The sequence below is a fragment of the Thermasporomyces composti genome (genome assembly GCF_003386795.1).
In the GTDB taxonomy this organism is placed as follows: Bacteria; Actinomycetota; Actinomycetes; order Propionibacteriales; family Actinopolymorphaceae; genus Thermasporomyces; species Thermasporomyces composti.
In genome coordinates this window covers 886,883-907,878 of sequence record NZ_QTUC01000001.1, presented here as the reverse complement: position 1 = coordinate 907,878, position 20,996 = coordinate 886,883, and the positions used below count along the sequence as shown (strand labels likewise).

Genomic DNA, 20,996 nt, shown 5'->3' with positions numbered 1-20,996 from the left:
GTGGCGCCCGCATGGTCCGGGGCTGTCGGCGTACGCTACCAATCCACCGGCGCGCCCGAGCCCTGTCGCTCTAAGGTATTCCCTACGGCTGGGTGCGTTTCCCTTGACGCGCCGCTTGGTTCCAGGAGGTCCAGCGTGCCCCACATGGCACCGCTTCCCACGCCCTCCGCGGAGGATCACACGACGTGGGCCGATCGTCGCGACCTGGCCGCACGTGACGAGGATGGGCGAGCTGACGACCTCGCGGTGGTCACTGCCGACCCGGCCTTCGCGGTCGTCGGCCTGCGGTTGCCGTTCAGCCGGGCGCGCGTGGTCTGGCTCCATGACCCCGAGGTCGGCGGCGCTCTGGACGCGTTGACGCCCGGCCGCTACGAGACGGTGCTGCTCGACGCGGAGTCCCTCGATCCCCGCCGTCGTGGTGACGTGCTGCGCCGAGCGGTCGAGAGCGTCCGCCCTGGCGGTCGCGTCGTCATTGCGCTGGACGTGGCCCGCGCTGTCGCGTCGACGTCCGGGACGCCACCGGCGGGCTCGGACGCGCCAGCCGAGGCAGCGGACCACGCTCCGGGGCCAGCCACGGCAGCTGCGGCGCCGGGATCGCCCGCGTGGTCCACGTGGGAGACCACGTGGGAGACGCTGTCCAGGTCAGTACCTGGTCTGCGCTGGCGGGGTGTCGGCACGCTCGACGGACGGCTGTGCGCGATCCTTCGTCGGGAGGAGGGCCTTCACCGGGAGCAGGACCCGGGTTCGGCGGACGACGTGGCCGGCCGACTCGCCACCTTGGAGCAGGCCGTCACCGGGGTCGGTCACCTCCTCACCGAGCGCTGGCGTGTCGAGTGCCAGGCTCACCGGCGAGAGCGGCACGACAGCGAGGCGGCGCTGCTCGCGCACCTGCGTTCCGTCGCGGACGCTCTCGAGGAGGAACGCCGGCGGCGAGGTGCCGCCGACCGGCGTTACGAAACCCTCCTCAAGCGGTACAAGGACCTCGAAAAGCGACACGATCGACTACTCAGCTCCAAGCTCGGGACGCTCACCGTCCGCTACTGGCGGCTCCGGAAGAAGCTTCGGGGGCTGGTCGGCCCGAGCGGGGGAGCGTGACGAAGGGCGTGACGAGGAGATGAGCGACGACGCCCCGCGCGCGTGGACCAGACGCTGGGTGCTGGGCGCCCTCCTCTGCTGGACCGTCGGTGTCCTGGTGTTCGCCGTCCTCGCGCCCGTCGACGTGGGCGCGGTGGCCATCTTGCTCGCCTTGGGGCCCTTGGTCGCCGGCCTGGTCCAGGCGCGGCGAGACCAACGGGTGGTGATGCGCCGGCTCGACCGTCAGGCCGAGATGCTGAAACGCCTCGCGGCGTCCGGTCGCACCGCGCACGCGGAGTTGACCACGGCCATTGACAGCGTGGCGGCGCTGTCGACACAGCTCCTGGCCTCGACCACGGAGCTCGCGGCCAAGGAGTCCTTGACACGCGCCGACCTGACGGCGGCGCTGAAGGCCAACGGCGCCGACGTCATCACCCGCACCCGCAAGGGCGTGGCCGTCGACCTGCTGCTCACCTATCGCCAACTCGAGGCGCTGCTCAATCTCTACGCCACCGCGGGTGTCAACCGGCCGATGCCCCCGACGCGGGGATGGGCGTCGTCGCCGGACCTGTTGCTCCTGCTCGCCAACCTCGTCGAGCGCGGCCGTCCCTCGCTGATCGTCGAGTGCGGCAGTGGAACGTCGACCGTCTGGCTCGCGATGCTGCTGCGGCGCTTCGAGATCGACGGCCGTCTCGTCGCGCTCGAGCACGACGCCGCGTTCGTCGAGCGGGCCCGTGGCCTGGTCGACCAGCACGAGCTCACGGACTACGTCGACGTGCGCCACGCTCCGCTGGAGCCTGTGCGGATCGGCTCTGAGTGCTACTCCTGGTACAGCCGGGCCCAGTGGGAGGACCTCCGCGACATCGACCTGCTCTTCGTCGACGGTCCGCCCGGTGAGGTGGGCCGACACGCCCGGCTTCCGGCGCTCCCGCTGCTCGACGACCACCTGAACGCGGACGCGGTCGTGGTCCTGGACGACCTGATCCGCACGGACGAGCAGGAGGTGCTCGAGGAGTGGCAACGCATGTTCCCCTCCTACGAGGTCGAGCGGGTCCGACTCGAGAAGAACGCCGCGGTGCTCCGCCGTCGTCCGGCACCGGTGACGCCAACGGTAGACACGGTGGCCGAGAGCGTCGAACCGGCCGCTGAGCACGCTGACGCGAAGGACGCGGTGGGGCGGCCGGAGGCCCTCGCGACCGGAGTGACTCCCGCGTCCGACACGCGTCCCGTCACCGCTCTCGCCTCGGACTGACCCCGCCGGACCGGCGCTGACCCCGCTGGGTTGACCGGCGCGCGGCCCGGCGTCACGGCCGGGAAGCGATACGTCAGGATGGAGGGGTGAGTAGAGCGCACGAAGCCGGGGCCCTGCACGCCGAGGTCGGCCACCGTGGTCCCGCCTGGCTCCAGCCGCCCGAAGACCCCAATGCGCTGGTTCCCTCGCTCTGGCCCCGCAATGTCACGAAGAACGCCCAGGGTGTCCTGACGGTCGCGGGCGTCGAGGTGACGAAGCTGGCCGAGGAGTTCGGCACGCCGGCGTACGTCGTCGACGAGGACGACTTCCGAGCCCGCTGCCGGGAGTTTCGGGACGCGTTCGAAGGCTGGAAGGTCTACTACGCGGCCAAGGCGTTCCTGTGCGGGGCGGTCGTGCGCTGGGTCGACGAGGAAGGCCTGTACCTGGACGTGTGCACCGGCGGTGAGCTCGCCGCCGCGCTGCGGGCGGGCTTCCCGACCGAGCGGATCAAGCTGCACGGCAACAACAAGTCCGTGGCGGAGCTGACCCGAGCGATCGACGTCGGCGTCGGGCGCATCGTCATCGACTCCTACGACGAGATCGACCGACTGTGCAAGGTGGCGGCCGACCGCGGTGTCCGTGCCTCGGTGCTCGTGCGGGTCAAGGTCGGCGTCGAGGCCCACACCCACGAGTACATCGCGACCGCTCACGAGGACCAGAAGTTCGGCTTCTCTCTCGCCGGTGGGGAAGCCGCCGACGTGATCGCGCGGGTGCTCGACGAACCGGCCCTGGAGCTGAAGGGCCTGCACTCCCACATCGGCTCGCAGATCTTCGACACCCAGGCGTTCGAGGTCGCGGCCCGCCGGGTGATCGGCCTGCACGCCGAGGTCCGCGCCAAGCACGGCGTCACGCTGCCGGAGCTGTGCCTGGGCGGGGGCTTCGGTATCGCCTACACGACGAAGGACGACCCGGCGCCCCCAGCTCAGTTGGCGACCGAGCTCGCCGCGATCGTGGAGCACGAGTGCCGCGCCTTCGGCGTCCAGGTGCCGACCATGTCCATCGAGCCGGGACGGGCCATCGCCGGGCCCGCGGTGTTCACTCTCTACGAGGTCGGCACGGTCAAGGTGGTCGAGCTGGACGCCGGCGCCTCACGGACCTACGTCGCCGTCGACGGCGGCATGAGCGACAACATCCGTCCCGCGCTGTACGACGCCGACTACTCCTGCACGCTCGCCTCCCGACGTTCCGATGCTCCACCTGTGCTCAGCCGGGTCGTCGGCAAGCATTGCGAGGCCGGTGACATCGTCGTCAAGGACGAGTTTCTTCCCGGCGACGTACGGGCGGGTGACCTGCTGGCTGTGCCCGCGACGGGCGCGTACTGCCGGTCGATGGCCAGCAACTACAACCACGTGCCCCGGCCGCCGGTCGTCGCCGTCCGGGATGGCGCCGCACGGCTCATCGTCCGTCGGGAGACCGAGGAGGATCTCCTCCGGCTGGACGTGTGGTGAGGACGTCTTCCCGGCCTGGCACCGGAACCTGAGACGTCATCTCGCAATCCGGACGGTGCGGGCAAGATTCTCCAGGTTTTCGGAGACTGTGCGTGGCGATCGGTGAGGCGGGAGACGAAAGGCCGAAGGTCGATGGGTGAACAGTCGTCAAAGCCGTACAAGCCGGGTCAGCCGCTCAAGGTCGCGTTGCTCGGCTGCGGCACGGTCGGGACCGAGGTGGTGCGGCTCCTGGTCGAGAGCCACGGTGATCTCGCGGCGCGGATCGGTGCCCCGCTCGAACTGGCTGGGATCGCGATCCGGCGGCCCGGGCGGCACCGCGACGTCCCGGTCGACCCCGACCTGTTCACGACCGACGCCGCCGGTCTGGTCCGCCGTCCCGACGTCGACCTCGTCGTCGAGGTGATCGGGGGGATCGAGCCGGCGAGGTCCCTCCTGCTGGCGGCGATGGACAACGGCGCTTCGGTGGTCACCGCCAACAAGGCTCTGCTCGCGGCGGACGGCGCGACCTTGTTCGCTGCCGCCGACCGCAACGGCGTGGACCTGTACTACGAGGCGGCCGTCGGTGGGGCGATCCCGCTGATCCGGCCCTTGCGCGAGTCGCTCGCCGGCGACCGTATCCGCCGAGTGCTCGGCATCGTCAACGGCACCACCAACTACATCCTCGATCGGATGGACACGTCGGGCGTGAGCTTCGAGGAGGCGCTCGAGGAGGCCCAAGCCCTCGGTTACGCCGAGCCCGACCCGACCGCGGACGTCGAAGGCTTCGACGCCGCGGCCAAGGCGGCGATCCTGGCCGGGCTCGCCTTCCACACGCGGGTGACCGCCTCCGACGTGCACCGGGAAGGCATCACCCAGGTGAGCGCGACCGACGTGGCCAGCGCGAAGGCGATGGGCTGTGTGGTCAAGCTCCTCGCGATCGCCGAGCTGACGCCGGACGGCAAGCGCGTGGGCGTTCGAGTCCATCCGGCGATGATTCCCAGGACCCACCCACTGGCCAGCGTGCGGGAGGCGTACAACGCGGTCTTCGTCGAGAGCGCGGCGGCCGGTCAGCTCATGTTCTACGGGGCCGGCGCCGGGGGCGCGCCGACCGCCAGCGCCGTCCTGGGTGACCTGGTCACAGTGGCCCGCAACCGGGTACGGGGTCACCGGGGCTCCGGCGAGTCGACGTACGCCTCGGTCGAGGTCCACCCGATGGGTGACACGCTGACCCGCTACCACATCTCCCTCGACGTCGTCGACCGCGCCGGCGTCCTGGCGAGTGTCGCGGACGTGTTCGCCCGGCACGAGGTGTCGATTCAGACGGTTCGCCAGGAGGGCCGGGGCGCCGACGCCCAGCTCGTGGTGGTCACCCACCAGGCCACGGACCGTGCTCTGACGGCTACCGTCGAGGACCTCGAGCGACTGGAGGTAGTCCGCGACGTGTCCAGCGTGATGCGCGTGGAAGGATGGGGCGACGACTGACGGTCGGTCTCGGCCGCGGATCCGGACGAGACGACACTCGGTCTCGACGATGATCCCGTGAGGACCAGCTCCACTCGAGTGGTCCGGTCGGTCGCGCTCCACATCCACGGACTTCCGGACCGATCCGGTCCTCGAGAACCCAAGGCATGGCAACCGGTCAGAGACGACCGGCGACACGGCATGGAGCCGGTGGACGGCATCCGGTGGGACGGCAAGGAGAGATGGCCTGATGGCAGCAGCGGCCCGGCTCTGGCGGGGCGTCATCGAGGAGTACCGCGAGTGGCTACCGGTCGGGCCTACCACGCCAGCAGTCACGCTGCGCGAGGGCGGCACTCCCCTCGTGCCGTCAGCCTGGCTGTCCCAGCTGACCGGATGCGAGGTGTGGATCAAGGTCGAGGGCGACAACCCCACCGGCTCCTTCAAGGACCGAGGCATGACCGTCGCGGTGTCGCTGGCCGCCGAGGCGGGCGCCACGATGGTTCTCTGCGCGTCGACGGGCAACACGAGCGCCTCCGCGGCCGCCTACGCCGTCCGGGCCGGCTTGACACCAGTCGTGCTGGTCCCCGAGGGGCGGATCGCGCACGGCAAGCTGGCCCAGGCGATCCTGCACGGTGCTCGACTCGTCCAGGTGCAAGGCAACTTCGACGACTGCCTCACGCTGGCGCGTGAGCTCTGCGAGCGCTACCCCGTCGTCCTGGTGAACTCCGCCAACCCCGACGGGCACCGCCTCGCGGGTCAGAAGACCGCCGCGTTCGAGGTGGTCGACCAGCTCGGTGACGCACCTGACCTCCACCTGCTCCCCGTCGGAAACGCTGGGAACATCACCGCCTACTGGGCCGGGTACCGGGAGTACGCGGCGGCGGGTCGAGCCACGCGGCGCCCCCGCATGTGGGGCTTCCAGGCGGCGGGTGCCGCACCGATCGTCCAGGGCAAGCCGGTGGCGGAGCCGGAGACCGTCGCCACAGCGATCCGCGTCGGCAACCCGGCACGGTGGACGGAGGCCGTGGCCGCGCGCGACGAGTCCGGGGGACGTATCGACGCGATCCCCGACGAGGAGATCCTGCGCGCCCAGGCGGACCTCGCGGCCAAGGAGGGGATCTTCGTCGAGCCCGCCTCGGCGGTCGGCGTGGCCGGGCTGCTCCGCAACCATCGGGCGGGCCTGGTGGACCCTGGGCAGGTCGTCGTCATCACCGTCACCGGCCACGGGTTGAAGGACGTCGACACCGCCCTGGCCGGGGTCGGTGAGGTGACCAAGCTCGTGGTGCCACCCGACCCGCTCGCCGCCGCGCGAGCCCTCGAGCTGGACTGACCGGGCCGACCTGTCGCGGAGGAGGTGAGATGACGGGATCGCTTCCGGTCGGGGCACGGGTTCGAGTTCGGGTCCCGGCGACGAGCGCGAACATCGGTCCGGGATTCGACGCGCTTGGGCTCGCCCTCGGCTTGTACGACGAGGTGGAGGCGACGGTCGTCCCGAGCGGCCTCACGGTCGAGGTGGCGGGCGAGGGTGCGACGAGCGTTCCGCGCGACGGGAACCACTTGGTCGTTCGATCCTTTCGTGCCACCTTAGAGGTACTAGGAGCGGATCTGCCCGGACTGGTCCTGCGCTCCGTCAACCGGATTCCCCATGGCCGTGGCCTGGGTTCGTCAGCGGCGGCGATCGTCGCGGGGATCGTGGCCGCCCGAGCCCTGGCCCCTGAGGGCGACAAGCTTCTGGACGAGGCGGCGACTTTGCGGTTGGCTTCGGAGTTGGAGGGGCATCCCGACAACGTGGCCGCCTGCCTGCTGGGCGGTCTGGTGGTGGCCTGGACGGACCAGGCCGGCGCCCGCGGTGTCCGGTTGGAGCCGGCGCCGGTGGAGACGGTCGTGTTCGTCCCCGGCGAGGCGTTGTCGACGAAGGTCGCGCGAGGCCTCCTGCCACCCACCGTCCCGCACGCGGACGCGGCGGCGAACGCGGGTCGGGCGGCTCTTCTCGTCGCGGCGCTCACCGGTGCGGCGGCAGGTGCGGCGGGCGACGACGTCGACGTCGACGTCTTGCTCGCGGCGACGGAGGACCGGCTCCACCAGCCTTACCGGGCTCCCGCGATGGCCGCGTCGGCCGCTCTCGTGGCGGAGCTGCGCGCCAGCGGCATCCCCGCCGTTGTGTCGGGGGCGGGCCCTACAGTGCTGGCGTTCACCCGCGTAGGCGAGTCGGGCGGGCTACCGAAGCGGGCTCCGCAGGGCTTCGCGGCCATGGTGTTGCCGGTCGACCGGGCCGGGGCGCAAGTCCTCGCAGTGGATAGGTAGACGTCGGACGAGGGGAGGGAATGCGCGGCTCCCCGCGACTGTTGTACGGGGGGTAGAAGCCAGGTCGAAGAGATTCTGTTAGGCTCCATGACGGGCCGGAGCCCTTGTTATGGCCTGGTGCCATCTCGCCACGATTCCGGGAAGCGTTTCTTTCGCTGCCATCAGGTGTCTGTGGCGGCCCCATCTGAGGCCTAAGCACTTTTTGTGCACCAAGGTCACAGTCGGTGGACCTGGACTCGTCGAGAGCTCGTCACACGTGCGCCCCAGACGCATGACTCCAACAAGGAGGACCGGCACAAAGCCGGCTTGACAGGGTCGGTACGCGATCGAGGCGGCCGACATCACGCGTGGGAAGGACCTCACGTGACCGATACCACTGATCTCACCACTTCGCGGGCCCCTGACGCCAACGGCGCGACGGCCGCGGCGTCGTCGTCCGACGGCGGCACCACCACCCGACGGCGTCGCGCGAGCGGACTGACGGGCATGGTGCTCGCTGAGCTGCAGCAGATGGCGCAGGGTCTGGGCATCACCGGAACGGCGCGGATGCGCAAGAGCCAGCTGATCGAGGCCATCAAGGCGGCACAAGCCGCCCAGGCTGGCGAAGGGGGCGCGCCCGCTGAGCGTGACGCGTCGAGCCGTGGCGACCGTGAGCCGGAGCAGACGCAGCTCGACATTCCGGGCGACCAACCCGCTGCCGCGCCCGCCTCGGATGAGAACCGCGCCGCCGAGGGTCAGCGCGCCACCGATGGCGACGACCGCGGCGATGCGACCCCGCGCGCCGCTGTCAGTGAGGTCGTGGAGGAAACCTCGGCGGGCGAGCGGCCGACCACCGAGCAGGCTGAATCCGACGGCGGCGACAAGCGTGACAGCCGCGATGGCCAGGACTCCCGTGACTCCCGTGACAACGCTCGTGACGAGGGCGGCAAGGCCGCTCAGCGGGAGAGCCGCCGTGAGCACGGTGAGGAGGAGGAAGGCGGTCGGCGCCGGCGTCGTCGGTCCCGCGACCGCTACCGTGACCGGCGTGGACGGGAGCGCGCGGACGCCGAGCCGGTCGTCAGCGAGGACGACGTCCTCATCCCGGTCGCTGGGATCCTCGACGTCCTCGACAACTACGCCTTCGTCCGGACGAGTGGTTTCCTGCCCGGACCCAACGACGTCTACGTCTCCCTCTCCATGGTCAAGAAGTACGGGCTGCGCAAGGGTGACGCCATCAGTGGCGCGATCCGGCAGCCCCGGGAAGGGGAGCGCCGGGAGAAGTTCAACCCGCTGGTGCGGGTCGACACGGTCAACGGCGCCGACCCCGCGCTGGCCAAGCAGCGTCCGGAGTTCGGCAAGCTGACCCCGCTGTACCCGCAGGAGCGGCTGCGGCTGGAGACCGACCCCGGGAACCTCACGACCCGGATCATCGACCTGCTCGCACCCATCGGGAAGGGGCAGCGCGCGCTGATCGTCTCGCCGGCGAAGGCCGGTAAGACGCTCATGATGCAGGCGATCGCCAACGCGATCACCCAGAACAACCCCGAGGTGCACCTCATGGTCGTGCTCGTCGACGAGCGGCCTGAGGAGGTCACTGACATGCAGCGGGCGGTCAAGGGCGAGGTGATCGCCTCGACGTTCGACCGTCCGGCCGACGACCACACGACAGTCGCCGAGCTGGCCATCGAGCGCGCGAAGCGACTGGTCGAGCTCGGCCACGACGTGGTCGTCTTGCTCGACTCGATCACCCGACTGGGCCGGGCGTACAACCTCGCTGCGCCGGCGAGCGGGCGGATCCTGTCCGGTGGTGTGGACTCCAGCGCGCTCTACCCGCCGAAGCGCTTCTTCGGTGCCGCGCGGAACATCGAGAACGGCGGGTCGCTCACCATCATCGCGACCGCGCTCGTCGAGACCGGCTCGAAGATGGACGAGGTCATCTTCGAGGAGTTCAAGGGCACCGGGAACATGGAGATCCGGTTGCGTCGGGAGTTCGCAGACAAGCGGATCTTCCCCGCGATCGACGTCGACCAGACCGGTACCCGCCGCGAGGAACTGCTCATGAGCGGCGAGGAGTTGGCCATCGTCTGGAAGCTGCGTCGGGTGCTGTCCGGGCTGGACAGTCAGCAGGCGTTGGAGCTCTTGCTCGAGCGGCTCAAGAAGACGCGCAGCAACGTCGAGTTCCTCATGCAGATCAACAAGACGATGCCGAACTCCGGCGGTTCCCTCAACTCCCGCGACGACGACTGATCGCGGTCGCTGCGCGCGGGTGAGCCGTGCGGTCACGATGGCGACCTTGAGTCGCTTGAGGTTGTTCGTCGTCCGGACGCCGGCGTGTCGACCATGTCCCCCGGTGGGGGTCCCGGAGGGGTCCCTGGGTGGTCTCGTGGGTCGCGCCGGCGCCGGGCGAACCGTGGCCGGGAATGCGAGGACGCCCGGGGCGGTTGCGCAAGGACGTGCCGGGAATGGCACACTGGATCGCTGGGCTCCGGTTCACGCCCGCCGCGGGCGAGGCGACCCGGCGCCGACGAAGCGGAGGTCTTGAAGTGAAGGCTGGCATTCATCCCGAGTACGTGCCGACCACGGTCACGTGCACCTGCGGCAACACGTTCGTGACGCGTAGCACCGCCAAGAACGGCGTGCTCCACGCTGACGTGTGCTCCAACTGCCACCCGTTCTACACGGGCAAGCAGAAGATTCTGGACACTGGCGGCCGGGTGGCGCGCTTCGAGAGGCGCTACGCGAAGTCCCAGGGCGCCGAGAAGAAGGCGCGGAAGAAGTAGCGGGCGGTCGTCGCTACGCCGAAGTCTTGACACGCCGACCGGCGGGCCCTGGACGGGTGCCGCCCGGTCGGCGTTGTTTCGTCACGGTCCGCTCGCGCTGAAGGAGGCCTGTCGTGTTCGAAGCCGTCGAGGCTCTGCTCGCCGAACACGCCGAACTCGAGCGCCGACTCGCCGACCCTGCGCTCCACGCTGACCAGGCGGCCGCGCGTCGCGCCGGTCGGCGCTACGCCGAGCTGCAGCGGATCGTGAGTGTCTACACCGCTTGGCAGAAGACCGGCGAGGACCTCGCCGCGGCGCGCGAGTTGGCCAAGGAGGACCCCAGCTTCGGCGAGGAGGCGGAGCGACTGGAGCAGGAGCGCCGTCGGCTCGAGGAGCGACTGCGGCTGCTCCTGCTGCCTCGCGACCCGATGGAGGACAAGAACGTCCTCGTGGAGATCAAGGCCGGCGAGGGCGGCGAGGAGTCGGCGCTGTTCGCTGGCGACCTGCTCCGGATGTACCTGCGCTACGCCGAGCGCCGTGGTTGGCGGACTGAGATCCTCGACCTGACCGAGTCGGACCTGGGTGGCGTCAAGAGCGTGACCGTCGCGGTCAAGAGCAAGGGGGCGACGACCGAGCCGGACGAGTCGCCGTACGCGCGGCTGAAGTTCGAAGGCGGCGTCCATCGGGTTCAGCGGGTGCCGGTGACGGAGAGCCAAGGTCGGATCCACACGTCGGCGGCGGGCGTCCTCGTGCTGCCGGAGGCGGAGGAGATCGAGGTCGAGATCGACGAGAAGGACCTGCGCATCGACGTCTTCCGGTCCTCCGGCCCCGGCGGGCAGAGCGTCAACACCACCGACTCCGCGGTCCGCGTCACCCACCTCCCGACCGGGATCGTGGTCTCCTGCCAGAACGAGAAGAGCCAGCTGCAGAACAAGGAGCAGGCGCTGCGCATCCTGCGCGCCCGGCTCCTCGCCATGGCCCAAGAGCAGGCCGACCGGGAGGCGGCGGAGGCCCGGCGTGGCCAGGTGAGGACGGTCGATCGCTCCGAGCGGGTGCGTACGTACAACTTCCCGCAGAACCGCATCACCGACCACCGGATCGGCTACACCGCCTACAACCTCGACCAGGTGCTGGGCGGAGAGCTGGACGGGGTGATCCAGGCGCTGCTCGACGCCGACCGAGCAGAACGTCTCGCCTCCTTGGAGAGCCAGCCGGGATGACCACCGTCCGTGCCCTGGTCAAGCGCGCCGCCGACGAGCTCGCCGACGCGGGTGTCGCCTCGCCGCGGCACGACGCCGAGGAGCTGCTCGCGCACGTCCTCGGCCTGACTCGCGGCGCGTTGGTCGGTGTGGACGAGGTCAGCGAGGAGCACCGACGTCGGTTCGTCGAGCTGGTGGAACGTCGCGCGGCACGGGTTCCACTCCAGCACCTCACCGGTCGGGCTCCGTTCCGCTACCTCGAGCTGGCCGTGGGACCCGGGGTGTTCGTGCCCCGTCCGGAGACCGAGGTCGTCGCCGGGTACGCCATCGACGCGCTGCGGGCCATGGGTGGCACCCCCGTGGCGGTGGACCTGTGCGCGGGATCAGGCGCGATCGCGCTGGCGATCGCCACGGAGGTGCCGAACGCCCGGGTCTACGCCGTCGAGCTCGATCCGGACGCGTGCGCCTGGGCTGAGCGCAACCTGGCCGGCAGCTCGGTGACGTTGGTCCGAGAGGACGCCGCCGTCGCCCTGCCGGAGCTCGACGGCACGGTCGACGTCGTCGTGTCCAACCCGCCCTACATCCCCATGGACGCCTACGACTCGGTCGAACCGGAAGTGCGCGACCACGACCCGGCGGCCGCGCTGTGGTCGGGCTCCGACGGGCTCGACGCCGTGCGGATGGTGGAACGGACCGCCCGGCGGCTGCTACGCCCCGGCGGCCTCGTGGTCGTGGAGCACGCCGACGTGCAGGGGGAGAGCGCTCCGGCCGTCTTCGCCTCGGCTGGCTGGTGGCTGACCGTGCGGGACCACCCCGACCTGGCGGGCCGGCCGCGCTTCGTCACCGCCCGTCGTTCCCCACGTCGGCTCGCGTCCTAGCGCCCCCACCGAGGGGTCGGCCGCGACCGTGAGGTCGCCACTCGCCTTCGTGTCGGACCGTGGCACGATGAGCGACTGTGGAGCGGTATGCCTGCAAGGACCGGCACGAACGAGCCATCGGCCTCGAGATCGCCTCGACCGCCATCCGGCGTGGTGATCTGGTCGTCATGCCGACCGACACCGTCTACGGCGTGGGCGCTGACGCGTTCGTGCCCGAGGCGGTGGCCAAGCTTCTGGAGGCGAAGGGCCGGGACCGCACGATGCCGACGCCGGTCCTCGTGGGATCGCTGGAGACCTTGGACGGCATCGCCACCGACATCCCCGAGGTGGGCCGGCGCCTCATCGAGGCGTTCTGGCCTGGGGCGCTGACTGTGATCTGTCGCCAGCAGCCCAGTCTGGCGTGGGATCTCGGCGAGACCCGGGAGACGGTCGCGGTCCGCATGCCCGACCACCCGGTCGCGCTCGACTTGCTCACCAAGACCGGGCCGCTGGCGGTGAGCAGCGCCAACCGCACCGGTGAGCCGCCCGCGACCACGTGCGAGCAGGCTCAGGAGCAGCTGGGGGAGTCGGTCGCGGTCTACCTCGACGACGGGCCGACGCCCGGCTCGGTGCCGTCGACGATCGTTGACTTGACCAGCCCGACGCCGCGAGTGCTGCGGACCGGTGCGCTCGAGATCCGGCGGCTGCGGGCCGTGGTGCCGGAGCTCGCGGTCCTCGAGTCATGACTGGTGGTCGAGGACGCGGCCCGCTGCGCCGACGGGAGACCATGCCGAGGCCACGGTGCGCGGGGTGGGAGACGCGGCGGTGGAAGGGCAGCGGACGATGAGCCGGTTCTCGATCATGTTCGTCTGCACCGGCAACCTGTGCCGCTCGCCGATGGCCGAGCGTCTGGCGGTGGCCGCCCTGCGCCGTCGTCTGGGTCCCCGGGCCGACCTTTTCAGGATCCACAGTGCGGGGACGCACGCGGTGTCCGGATGGCCGATGACCACCGAAGCGGCGGCGGTCGTGGCGGCCTACGGCGCAGATCCCGCGGGCTTCGTCTCCACCGAGCTCACCGCGGACCTGATCGCCGAGGCCGACCTGGTCCTCACCGCCACGAGGGCTCACCGCAGCCAGGTGGTCACACTGGAACCGTCGGCCTTGCGTCGCGTGTTCACCATGACGGAGTTCGCCCGCGTCGCTCGAGAGGTAGGGTTCGCGCAGATCTGCCGGGAGGTGGAGGAGAGCGTGCCGGCTCAGGACCTCGTCGAGCGAGCCCACGCCGTGGTGGCGATCGTCGCACGTCGACGTGGGACCGTGCGACCCACGCGTCCAGACGAGGACGACATCGCTGACCCCATAGGGCAGCCGATGGCCGTCTACCAGTCGATCGGCGACGTCATCGCTCGGGCGGTCGACGCGTCGATCACGGCTTTGGTGGGCAGGTGCTAATGCGTCCACGTCCCCTCACCCGACCACGGACCGCTCGTGCGTGAGTATCTGCTCGTTCTGCTCGTCACGGCCGCCGTCACCTATTTGCTAGGCGGGGCGGCCCGGCGGTTCGCGGCGCGCATCGGCGCGATCAAGCCGATCAGCGACCGAGATGTCCACGCCGCTCCCATCCCGCGGTTGGGGGGCCTCGCGGTGCTCGGAGGCGTCGTGGCCGGGTTCGTCGTGGCCACCCAGCTGCCCTTCCTGGGAATGCTGCCCGAGATCCGAGGTGACGCCTGGAGCCTGCTGCTCGCCGGCGCGGTCATCGCCTTCGTCGGCGCGGTCGACGACCTCGTCCAGTTGGACGCGATCACCCGACTGGCGGGACAGACGGTGGCAGCCGGCATCCTCGTCGTCTCGGGAGTGCAGCTGAACTGGCTGCCGTTGCCGAACGGGACGACCTTGTCGCTCTCGCCGGCCCAGAGCGCCATCATCTCCGCGGTCGCGATCATCGCGATGGCCAACGCGGTCAACTTCGTCGACGGCCTGGATGGACTCGCGGCCGGCGTGGTCGGACTCGGAGCGGCGGCGTTCTTCAGCTATTCGTACCTCCTGGCGGTCGATCGCTCGCTCAACCGCGCGACCACCGCCACCCTCGTGACCGTCGTCGTCGCGGGCGCCTGCCTCGGCTTCCTCCCGCACAACTTCTTCCCCGCGCGGGTCTTCCTCGGTGACTCCGGCGCCTACCTGCTGGGCCTGCTGCTCACCGCCTCGACGATCAGCTTGACCGGGTGGCTCGATCCGAGCGTGATGGCCACCGATGGTGTCCGGCAGAGTCTGCTCCCCGCGCTCCTCCCGCTCATCCTCCCCATCGCCGTGCTGGCGTTGCCGTTCATCGACCTGGTGCTGGCGGTGATCCGGCGCACGAAGGCGGGACGTCACCCGTTCGACGCCGACCAGAAGCACCTCCACCACCGGCTGCATCTCGAGCTCGGTCACTCGCACCGGGGAGCGGTCCTCGTCATGTACCTCTGGGCTGGTCTGCTCGCCTTCGGCGTCGTCGCGGTGGGTCTGTGGGCGACCTGGCTGACCGTCAGCGTGGTGGCGTGCGCGGTGGTGGTCGCGATCGCCGTGACGGCGATGCTGCCGAAGCGGCGCGCGGTCCCTGTGGCGGTGACGCGCGGTCGATGAGGCGTCGCTCCGGCGCGCCCGCCGCCGGTGCTCCACGACGCTTGTGCTAAGTTTCACAAACCTTCGTCGCGACGCTTGGGGATCCGGATGAGGACCGATCACGTCAGCGCACTCCTGCGCGGGGCCCTGGTGCCGACCCTGGTCGTGGCGGCCCTGGTGACGGTGGCGAGCGCGCTGTTCGCCGGAAGCCGGGGCGCGGTCGGTGCCCTCGTCGGCGCCGGGATCGTGGTCGTGTTCTCCGGCGCCGGCCTGCTCGCCGTCCGGGTGGCACGGGGTGCCGCGCCGAGCGTTCTCCTAGTGGTCGTCCTCGGCAGCTTCCTGGCCCGGGTGATCCTCTTCGGGCTGGCGCTGCAGGCCGCGAACGCCATCGACGACGTGGACACGGTGCTGCACCGGGGTGCGACGGTGGTCGGCGTGGTGGCGTGCGTGGTCGCCTGGATGGCGGGCGAAATCCGGGCGTTCGGGCGGCTTCGGATTCCGACGTACGACCTCGACGAACCCACCACGTCGACGTCGGGGGGTGCGCCATGAGCGCGGCGCACCGGAGCACGTTGCCCCCGGGGCCTGGCGACCTCGTATTACCTTTCCTTTACCCTGGGCGCTCCAGGTCCTGTGTCTCCTGCTACAGTCCGGAGCGCGATGAACCAGAACGAGCCGGCCAGTCGGTCGGCCGGCAGGGCATCCAACGCCGCGTGGGGCGCGTTCGGCTACGTCCTGTCAGGTCTGGCCGTCTACGGCGGGCTGGGCTGGTTCCTCGACCGCTGGTTGGGGGTGTCCTTCCTCCTTCCGGTAGGGCTCATCCTCGGTGCCGTCCTGTCGCTGTACCTCGTGATCACGAAGTACGGTCGGACGTCCTGAGACGCGATGAGCTCCTGAGGCGGTCACCGTTCCAGCCCTCGTGCGTCGATCCCAAACCCGGCCGAGAGGAGTGCATGTGAGCACGGTAGTCGTCAGCGCCGCCGGCGGTGACGGATTCGTCGCACCAGGTCCAGCCTCCTTCGACCTGCCACCGATCGTCGCGGGCGTCACCAAGCCCATGGTGCTCATCGTGCTGTCGGCAATCCTCGTGGCCTGGTTCTTCATCTCCAGCGCGCGGCCGGCGGCGATCGTGCCCGGCAAGCTGCAGTACGTCGGTGAGCTGGCCTACGGCTTCGTCCGCAACAGCGTCGCACGGGACATCATCGGCGGGACGGAGTACATCAAGTACGTCCCGCTCCTCGTGGCGATGTTCTTCTTCGTCTTGCTCAATAACTTCTTCGCCACGATCCCAGGCATCCAGTTCCCGACGTTCTCTCACGTCGGCTTTGCCTACGTGCTCGCGTTCATCTCCTGGGTCGTCTACAACGCGGTCGGCATTCGCAAGCACGGCTTCCTCGGGTATTTGAAGCACAGCACGATTCCGTCGGGGGTCCCGGCGTTCATCTTGCCGCTGCTCATCCCGATGGAGTTCGCCTCCAACATCATCTTCCGGCCGATCACGCTCTCACTCCGGCTCTTCGCGAACATGTTCGCGGGTCACCTGCTCATCATGCTGTTCGCGCTCGGGGGCGAGTACCTCCTGCTCCACGCGAGCGGCTTGATCGCGAAGCCAGCGGGACTCCTGACGTTCGTGTTCGGCATTCTCATCGGCTTCCTGGAGATCCTGGTGCAGGTGCTCCAGGCGTACGTCTTCACCTTCCTCACTGCCATGTACATCTCCGGAGCTCTTGCCGAAGAGCACTGACCGGTGTGATCAACCGAAAGGAACGACACAGGCATGATCGGCAACCTCAACATGCTGGGCTACGGCCTGGCGACCCTCGGTCCCGGTATCGGCGTGGGTCTGGTCTTCGCCGCGTTCATCAACGGTGTTGCCCGGCAGCCTGAGGCACAGGGCCGGCTCCAGTCGATCGCGATTCTTGGCTTCGCGCTCATCGAGGCGCTGGCGATCATCGGTATCGCGTTGGCGTTCGCCCTTCCGTCCAGCTGAAACAGCCGTCACGAACGGATAGTCCGCCATGATCCTTGTAGCCGCAGAGGAAGTGAACCCTCTGGTTCCCCACGTCTCCGAGATGATCCTCGGCGGCGTGGTCTTCCTCATCCTCCTCTTCCTGGTGTCGAAGTTCGTCACGCCGCGCTTCGAGCAGGCCTTCGCTGAGCGCACCAAGGCGATCGAGGGCGGACTCAAGCAGGCGGAGGAGATGCAGGCCCAGGCCAAGGCTGCTCTTGAGCAGTACCAGGAGCAGCTCGCGCAGGCCCGGCACGACGCCGCTCGCATCCGGCAGGAGGCCAAGGAGGAAGGGGCCGCGATCGTCGCCGAGATGCGGGCACAGGCACAGGAGGAGGCGCAGCGCATCCTCGCTGCGGCACAGGCCCAGATCGAGGCGGAACGCCAGCGTGCGGTGAGCCAGCTCCGCGCCGAGGTCGGTGAGCTGGCGATCCAGCTCGCCAACCGGATCGTCGGCGAGGCGCTGGAGGATGAGGTTCGCCAGCGCCGCATCGTCGAGCGGTTCCTGGAGGACATCGAGCGCGAACCTGCTGGGGAGCCCCGATGATCGAGTTCCGCGGTGCTTCGCGTCACTCGCTCGCGACGCTTCGCGACCAGCTGCGCGACCTGTCAGCCACCGCTGGGCAGCTGGAGACGGCCGGAGCCGAGCTCTTCGCCGTCGCGGGCACGCTCGACGCGCAGGCACCTCTTCGCCGGGCCCTCACCGACCCGGCGCGCCGCCCCGACGACCGGGCGGAGCTCATCGCGACGCTTCTGCGGTCGAGGATCAGCGAGGTGGCCCTCTCGCTGGTCCTCGCCGCGGTCAGGTTGTCCTGGTCGCGGGTGCGTGACCTCGCCGACGCTCTCGAACACCTCGGGGTGCTGGCGCTGGTCCGCGCGGCGGAGGTGGAAGGTCGCCTTGACGACCTCGAGGACGATCTCTTCCGCTTCGCCAGGTTGGTGGAGAGCGACGACCAGTTGTTGCGGACCCTCACCGACCCCAAGTTCCCCGGCCAGCGGCGTGCGGAGCTCGTCCGGACCCTCCTGGAGGGCAGGGCGGTGCGACCCGCCGTACGCTTGGTGGAGCAAGCCGTGGTGGCGCCACGGGGCCTGTCGCTCGTCGAGGCTCTTGACGGCTTCAGCCGAACCGCGGCGGCGTGGCGGCAACGACTCGTGGCGACCGTCCGCACCGCGGTTCCGCTCAGCGAGGCGGATCGGCAGCGGCTGGTCCGCGTCCTGAGCCGTCGGTATGGCCACAACGTCGATGTCAACGTCCTGGTCGACCCCGGCGTGATCGGCGGCCTGCGGGTCGAGCTGGGCGACGAGGTGATCGACGGCACCGTCGCGGGCCGCCTGGAGGACGCACGGCGGCGGCTCGTCGGCTGACCGCACGGTCGCCGTTGCGTGCCGACATGGACCGAGAAGACGCGGTGCCGAAGGGATAAGCCTCGAGCCCCGCACAACCACAAATGCCGAGAGAGCAGGGACCACACAGATGTCGGAGCTGACGATTCGCCCGGAGGAGATCCGGGACGCACTGGAGCGCTTCGTCTCGGACTACCAGCCGGAGGCGGCTGCGGCCGAGGAGGTTGGCACGGTCGTCGAGGCCGGTGACGGCATCGCGCACATCGAAGGCCTGCCGTCGGCGATGGCGAACGAGCTGCTGGAGTTCGAGGACGGCACCCTCGGCATGGCGCTCAACCTCGACGTCCGGCAGATCGGTGCCGTCATCCTGGGTGACTTCACCGGCATCGAGGAGGGCCAGACGGTCCGCCGTACCGGACAGGTGCTCTCGGTGCCGGTCGGTGAGGCGTACCTCGGCCGCGTCGTCGACGCGATGGGCAACCCGGTCGACGGCCTCGGACCCCTCGAGGGCCTGACCGAGCGGCGAGCTCTGGAGCTGCAGGCGCCGAGCGTGATGATGCGGCAGCCGGTGAAGGAGCCGCTGCAGACCGGTATCAAGGCGATCGACTCGATGATCCCGATCGGGCGGGGCCAGCGTGAGCTGCTCATCGGCGACCGGAAGACCGGCAAGACCACCGTCGCGATCGACACGATCCTCAACCAGCGGCAGAACTGGCTGACGGGCGACCCGAAGAAGCAGGTTCGCTGCATCTACGTCGCGATCGGGCAGAAGGGCAGCACGATCGCGGAGGTCAAGCGCACGCTCGAAGAGGGCGGCGCGATGGAGTACACGACGATCATCGCTGCCCCGGCGTCCGACCCGGCGGGCTTCAAGTACATCGCCCCCTACACCGGCTCGGCGATCGGCCAGCACTGGATGTACCAGGGCAAGCACGTCCTGATCGTCTTCGACGACCTGTCGAAGCAGGCCGAGGCGTACCGCGCGATGTCGCTGCTGCTGCGGCGGCCGCCCGGCCGTGAGGCGTACCCCGGAGACGTGTTCTACCTCCACTCCCGCCTGCTCGAGCGGTGCGCGAAGCTCTCCGACGAGCTCGGTGGGGGATCGCTGACCGGCTTCCCCGTGATCGAGACCAAGGCCAACGACATCTCGGCCTACATCCCCACGAACGTCATCTCGATCACCGACGGGCAGATCTTCTTCCAGTCCGACCTGTTCAACGCCAACCAGCGGCCGGCCATCGACGTCGGTCTGTCGGTCTCCCGGGTGGGTGGCTCGGCGCAGACCAAGGCGATGCGGAAGGTGGCTGGTCAGCTCAAGCTCGACCTGGCCCAGTACCGCGAGATGCAGGCGTTCGCGATGTTCGCCTCCGACCTGGACGCGGCGTCCCGGCGCCAGCTGGAGCGTGGTCAGCGCCTGACCGAGCTGCTCAAGCAGCCGCAGTCCTCGCCGTACCCGGTGGAAGAGCAGGTCGTCTCCATCTGGGTCGGCACCACCGGCAAGCTCGACAACGTGCCTGTGCAGGACGTGCGTCGGTTCGAGGCGGAGCTGCTGGACTTCCTGCGTCGGGAGCGTCCCGGCATCCTCAACTCGATCCGCGAGACGCTCGACCTGACCGACGACACGATCAAGGCGCTGGAAGAGGCGGTGACCGACTTCAAGCAGACCTTCGAGACCTCCGAGGGCCGGCTCCTCGAGCCGGGACGGGAGGAGTTCGAGGCGCTGGAGGAGGAATCCGTCGAGCAGGAGAAGATCGTTCGGCAGAAGCGGAGCTGACGTTCAATGGCAGGCAAGATCCGCCTCTACCGCCAGCGCATCCGCTCGGTGTCGACGATCAAGAAGAGCACACGAGCGATGGAGCTGGTCGCCGCGTCGCGCATCCGCAGGGCGCAGGAGCGCTCGCAGGCGGCGACGCCGTACGCGCGTGAGCTGACCCGCGCGGTGTCGGCGCTGGTGACCTTCTCCCACGTCGACCACCCGTTGCTCACCGAGCGGGAGAACCCACGGCGGGCGGCGGTCCTGGTGATCTCCAGCGACCGCGGCCTGGCGGGGGCCTACTCCGCCAACGTGATCCGCGAGGCCGAACGTCTCGGCGAGCTCCTCCGCGGGGCGGGCAAGGAAGTCGCCCTCTACGTCTGCGGTCGCAAGGCGGTGTCGTACTACCGGTTCCGCCGCCGTGAGATCGTGCGGGACTGGACGGGCTTCTCCGACAACCCGCAGTACGCCCACGCCAAGGAGGTCGGCGAGACGTTGATCGACGCGTTCCTCGCCGGATCCGACAAGGGCGGTGTCGACGAGATCCACATCGTCTACACGCAGTTCGTGTCGATGATCAGCCAGCGGCCGGAGGTCATCCGCCTGCTGCCGTTGGAGGTCGTCGAGGGAGAGGAACCGCCGGAGCCCAGCGAGGCGCTGCCGCTGTATGAGTTCGAGCCGTCGGCGGCGGAGGTGCTCGACACGCTCCTGCCCCGCTATGTCGAGAACCGCATCTACCACTGCATGTTGCAAGCGGCGGCGAGCGAGCACGCGGCCCGGCAGCGCGCCATGAAGTCGGCCACCGAGAACGCGGAGGAGCTCATCAGGACGCTCACCCGTGAGGCCAACCAGGCCCGCCAGGCCGAGATCACCCAGGAGATCAGCGAGATCGTCGGTGGTGCGAACGCGCTCGCCGACGCAACTGCCGGGAGCGAGTGA

21 protein-coding genes are annotated in these 20,996 nt (G+C 69.7%); all 21 read left to right on the top strand.

Translation table 11 applies throughout. The annotated features are described in order from the left end of the window. The first annotated feature begins 144 nt into the window (after positions 1 to 144). The 21 genes from DFJ64_RS03945 (at position 145) to DFJ64_RS03845 (ending at position 20,996) form a co-directional block, all read left to right on the top strand. Positions 145 to 1,095, top strand: coding sequence for a hypothetical protein (locus DFJ64_RS03945; protein WP_115849209.1), 951 nt, complete (start codon positions 145 to 147; stop codon positions 1,093 to 1,095). Between the two features lie 19 nt (positions 1,096 to 1,114). Continuing rightward, positions 1,115 to 2,326, top strand: coding sequence for a class I SAM-dependent methyltransferase (locus DFJ64_RS03940; protein WP_170152486.1), 1,212 nt, complete (start codon positions 1,115 to 1,117; stop codon positions 2,324 to 2,326). A gap of 86 nt (positions 2,327 to 2,412) precedes the next feature. Beyond that, positions 2,413 to 3,813: a diaminopimelate decarboxylase gene (gene lysA, locus DFJ64_RS03935; RefSeq protein ID WP_115849207.1), complete on the top strand. Its 1,401-nt coding sequence runs from the start codon at positions 2,413 to 2,415 to the stop codon at positions 3,811 to 3,813. 132 nt (positions 3,814 to 3,945) lie between these two features. Next, on the top strand, positions 3,946 to 5,274 hold the full coding sequence (locus tag DFJ64_RS03930; RefSeq protein ID WP_115849206.1) for a homoserine dehydrogenase: 1,329 nt from the start codon (positions 3,946 to 3,948) through the stop codon (positions 5,272 to 5,274). Positions 5,275 to 5,503: 229 nt separating this feature from the next. Further along, the gene (gene thrC, locus DFJ64_RS03925; protein WP_115849205.1) at positions 5,504 to 6,583 is read left to right on the top strand and encodes a threonine synthase; all 1,080 of its coding nucleotides are present in this window, start codon (positions 5,504 to 5,506) and stop codon (positions 6,581 to 6,583) included. Between the two features lie 29 nt (positions 6,584 to 6,612). Further along, positions 6,613 to 7,557, top strand: a complete 945-nt coding sequence (thrB, locus tag DFJ64_RS03920; RefSeq protein ID WP_115849204.1) for a homoserine kinase — start codon at positions 6,613 to 6,615, stop codon at positions 7,555 to 7,557. Positions 7,558 to 7,920: 363 nt separating this feature from the next. Further along, positions 7,921 to 9,783 (top strand): transcription termination factor Rho, encoded by a 1,863-nt coding sequence (rho, locus tag DFJ64_RS03915; RefSeq protein ID WP_115849203.1) that lies wholly within the window; start codon positions 7,921 to 7,923, stop codon positions 9,781 to 9,783. Positions 9,784 to 10,079: 296 nt separating this feature from the next. Next, a complete protein-coding gene (gene rpmE / locus DFJ64_RS03910; protein WP_115851806.1) occupies positions 10,080 to 10,316 on the top strand; it encodes a 50S ribosomal protein L31 in 237 nt (78 codons plus the stop codon). A gap of 113 nt (positions 10,317 to 10,429) precedes the next feature. Next, the gene (prfA, locus tag DFJ64_RS03905) at positions 10,430 to 11,515 is read left to right on the top strand and encodes a peptide chain release factor 1 (protein ID WP_115849202.1); all 1,086 of its coding nucleotides are present in this window, start codon (positions 10,430 to 10,432) and stop codon (positions 11,513 to 11,515) included. Beyond that, complete coding sequence (gene prmC, locus DFJ64_RS03900; protein ID WP_115849201.1) at positions 11,512 to 12,372, top strand: peptide chain release factor N(5)-glutamine methyltransferase; 861 nt, start codon at positions 11,512 to 11,514, stop codon at positions 12,370 to 12,372. The genes prfA and prmC overlap by 4 nt, the downstream gene beginning before the upstream one ends. Before the next feature lie 77 nt (positions 12,373 to 12,449). Continuing rightward, the gene (locus DFJ64_RS03895; protein WP_115849200.1) at positions 12,450 to 13,097 is read left to right on the top strand and encodes an L-threonylcarbamoyladenylate synthase; all 648 of its coding nucleotides are present in this window, start codon (positions 12,450 to 12,452) and stop codon (positions 13,095 to 13,097) included. Between the two features lie 64 nt (positions 13,098 to 13,161). Next, positions 13,162 to 13,803, top strand: a complete 642-nt coding sequence (locus DFJ64_RS03890; RefSeq protein ID WP_147304588.1) for an arsenate reductase/protein-tyrosine-phosphatase family protein — start codon at positions 13,162 to 13,164, stop codon at positions 13,801 to 13,803. A gap of 36 nt (positions 13,804 to 13,839) precedes the next feature. Beyond that, positions 13,840 to 14,973 (top strand): MraY family glycosyltransferase, encoded by a 1,134-nt coding sequence (locus tag DFJ64_RS03885; protein ID WP_115849198.1) that lies wholly within the window; start codon positions 13,840 to 13,842, stop codon positions 14,971 to 14,973. 87 nt (positions 14,974 to 15,060) lie between these two features. After that, complete coding sequence (locus DFJ64_RS03880; RefSeq protein WP_147304587.1) at positions 15,061 to 15,504, top strand: Cg1360 family ATP-synthase-associated protein; 444 nt, start codon at positions 15,061 to 15,063, stop codon at positions 15,502 to 15,504. A gap of 108 nt (positions 15,505 to 15,612) precedes the next feature. Continuing rightward, positions 15,613 to 15,831 (top strand): hypothetical protein, encoded by a 219-nt coding sequence (locus tag DFJ64_RS03875; protein WP_115849196.1) that lies wholly within the window; start codon positions 15,613 to 15,615, stop codon positions 15,829 to 15,831. A 76-nt stretch (positions 15,832 to 15,907) separates the two neighbouring features. After that, positions 15,908 to 16,696 carry a F0F1 ATP synthase subunit A gene (gene atpB / locus DFJ64_RS03870; RefSeq protein ID WP_245940934.1) on the top strand — a complete coding sequence of 263 codons (789 nt, stop codon included), beginning with the start codon at positions 15,908 to 15,910 and terminating at the stop codon, positions 16,694 to 16,696. A gap of 33 nt (positions 16,697 to 16,729) precedes the next feature. Next, complete coding sequence (atpE, locus tag DFJ64_RS03865; protein ID WP_115849195.1) at positions 16,730 to 16,942, top strand: ATP synthase F0 subunit C; 213 nt, start codon at positions 16,730 to 16,732, stop codon at positions 16,940 to 16,942. 28 nt (positions 16,943 to 16,970) lie between these two features. Next, positions 16,971 to 17,507, top strand: coding sequence for a F0F1 ATP synthase subunit B (locus tag DFJ64_RS03860; protein WP_115849194.1), 537 nt, complete (start codon positions 16,971 to 16,973; stop codon positions 17,505 to 17,507). After that, on the top strand, positions 17,504 to 18,325 hold the full coding sequence (locus tag DFJ64_RS03855; protein ID WP_115849193.1) for a F0F1 ATP synthase subunit delta: 822 nt from the start codon (positions 17,504 to 17,506) through the stop codon (positions 18,323 to 18,325). The genes DFJ64_RS03860 and DFJ64_RS03855 overlap by 4 nt, the downstream gene beginning before the upstream one ends. Before the next feature lie 109 nt (positions 18,326 to 18,434). Further along, positions 18,435 to 20,078 (top strand): F0F1 ATP synthase subunit alpha, encoded by a 1,644-nt coding sequence (gene atpA, locus DFJ64_RS03850; protein WP_115849192.1) that lies wholly within the window; start codon positions 18,435 to 18,437, stop codon positions 20,076 to 20,078. A gap of 6 nt (positions 20,079 to 20,084) precedes the next feature. Next, a complete protein-coding gene (locus DFJ64_RS03845) occupies positions 20,085 to 20,996 on the top strand; it encodes a F0F1 ATP synthase subunit gamma (RefSeq protein WP_115849191.1) in 912 nt (303 codons plus the stop codon).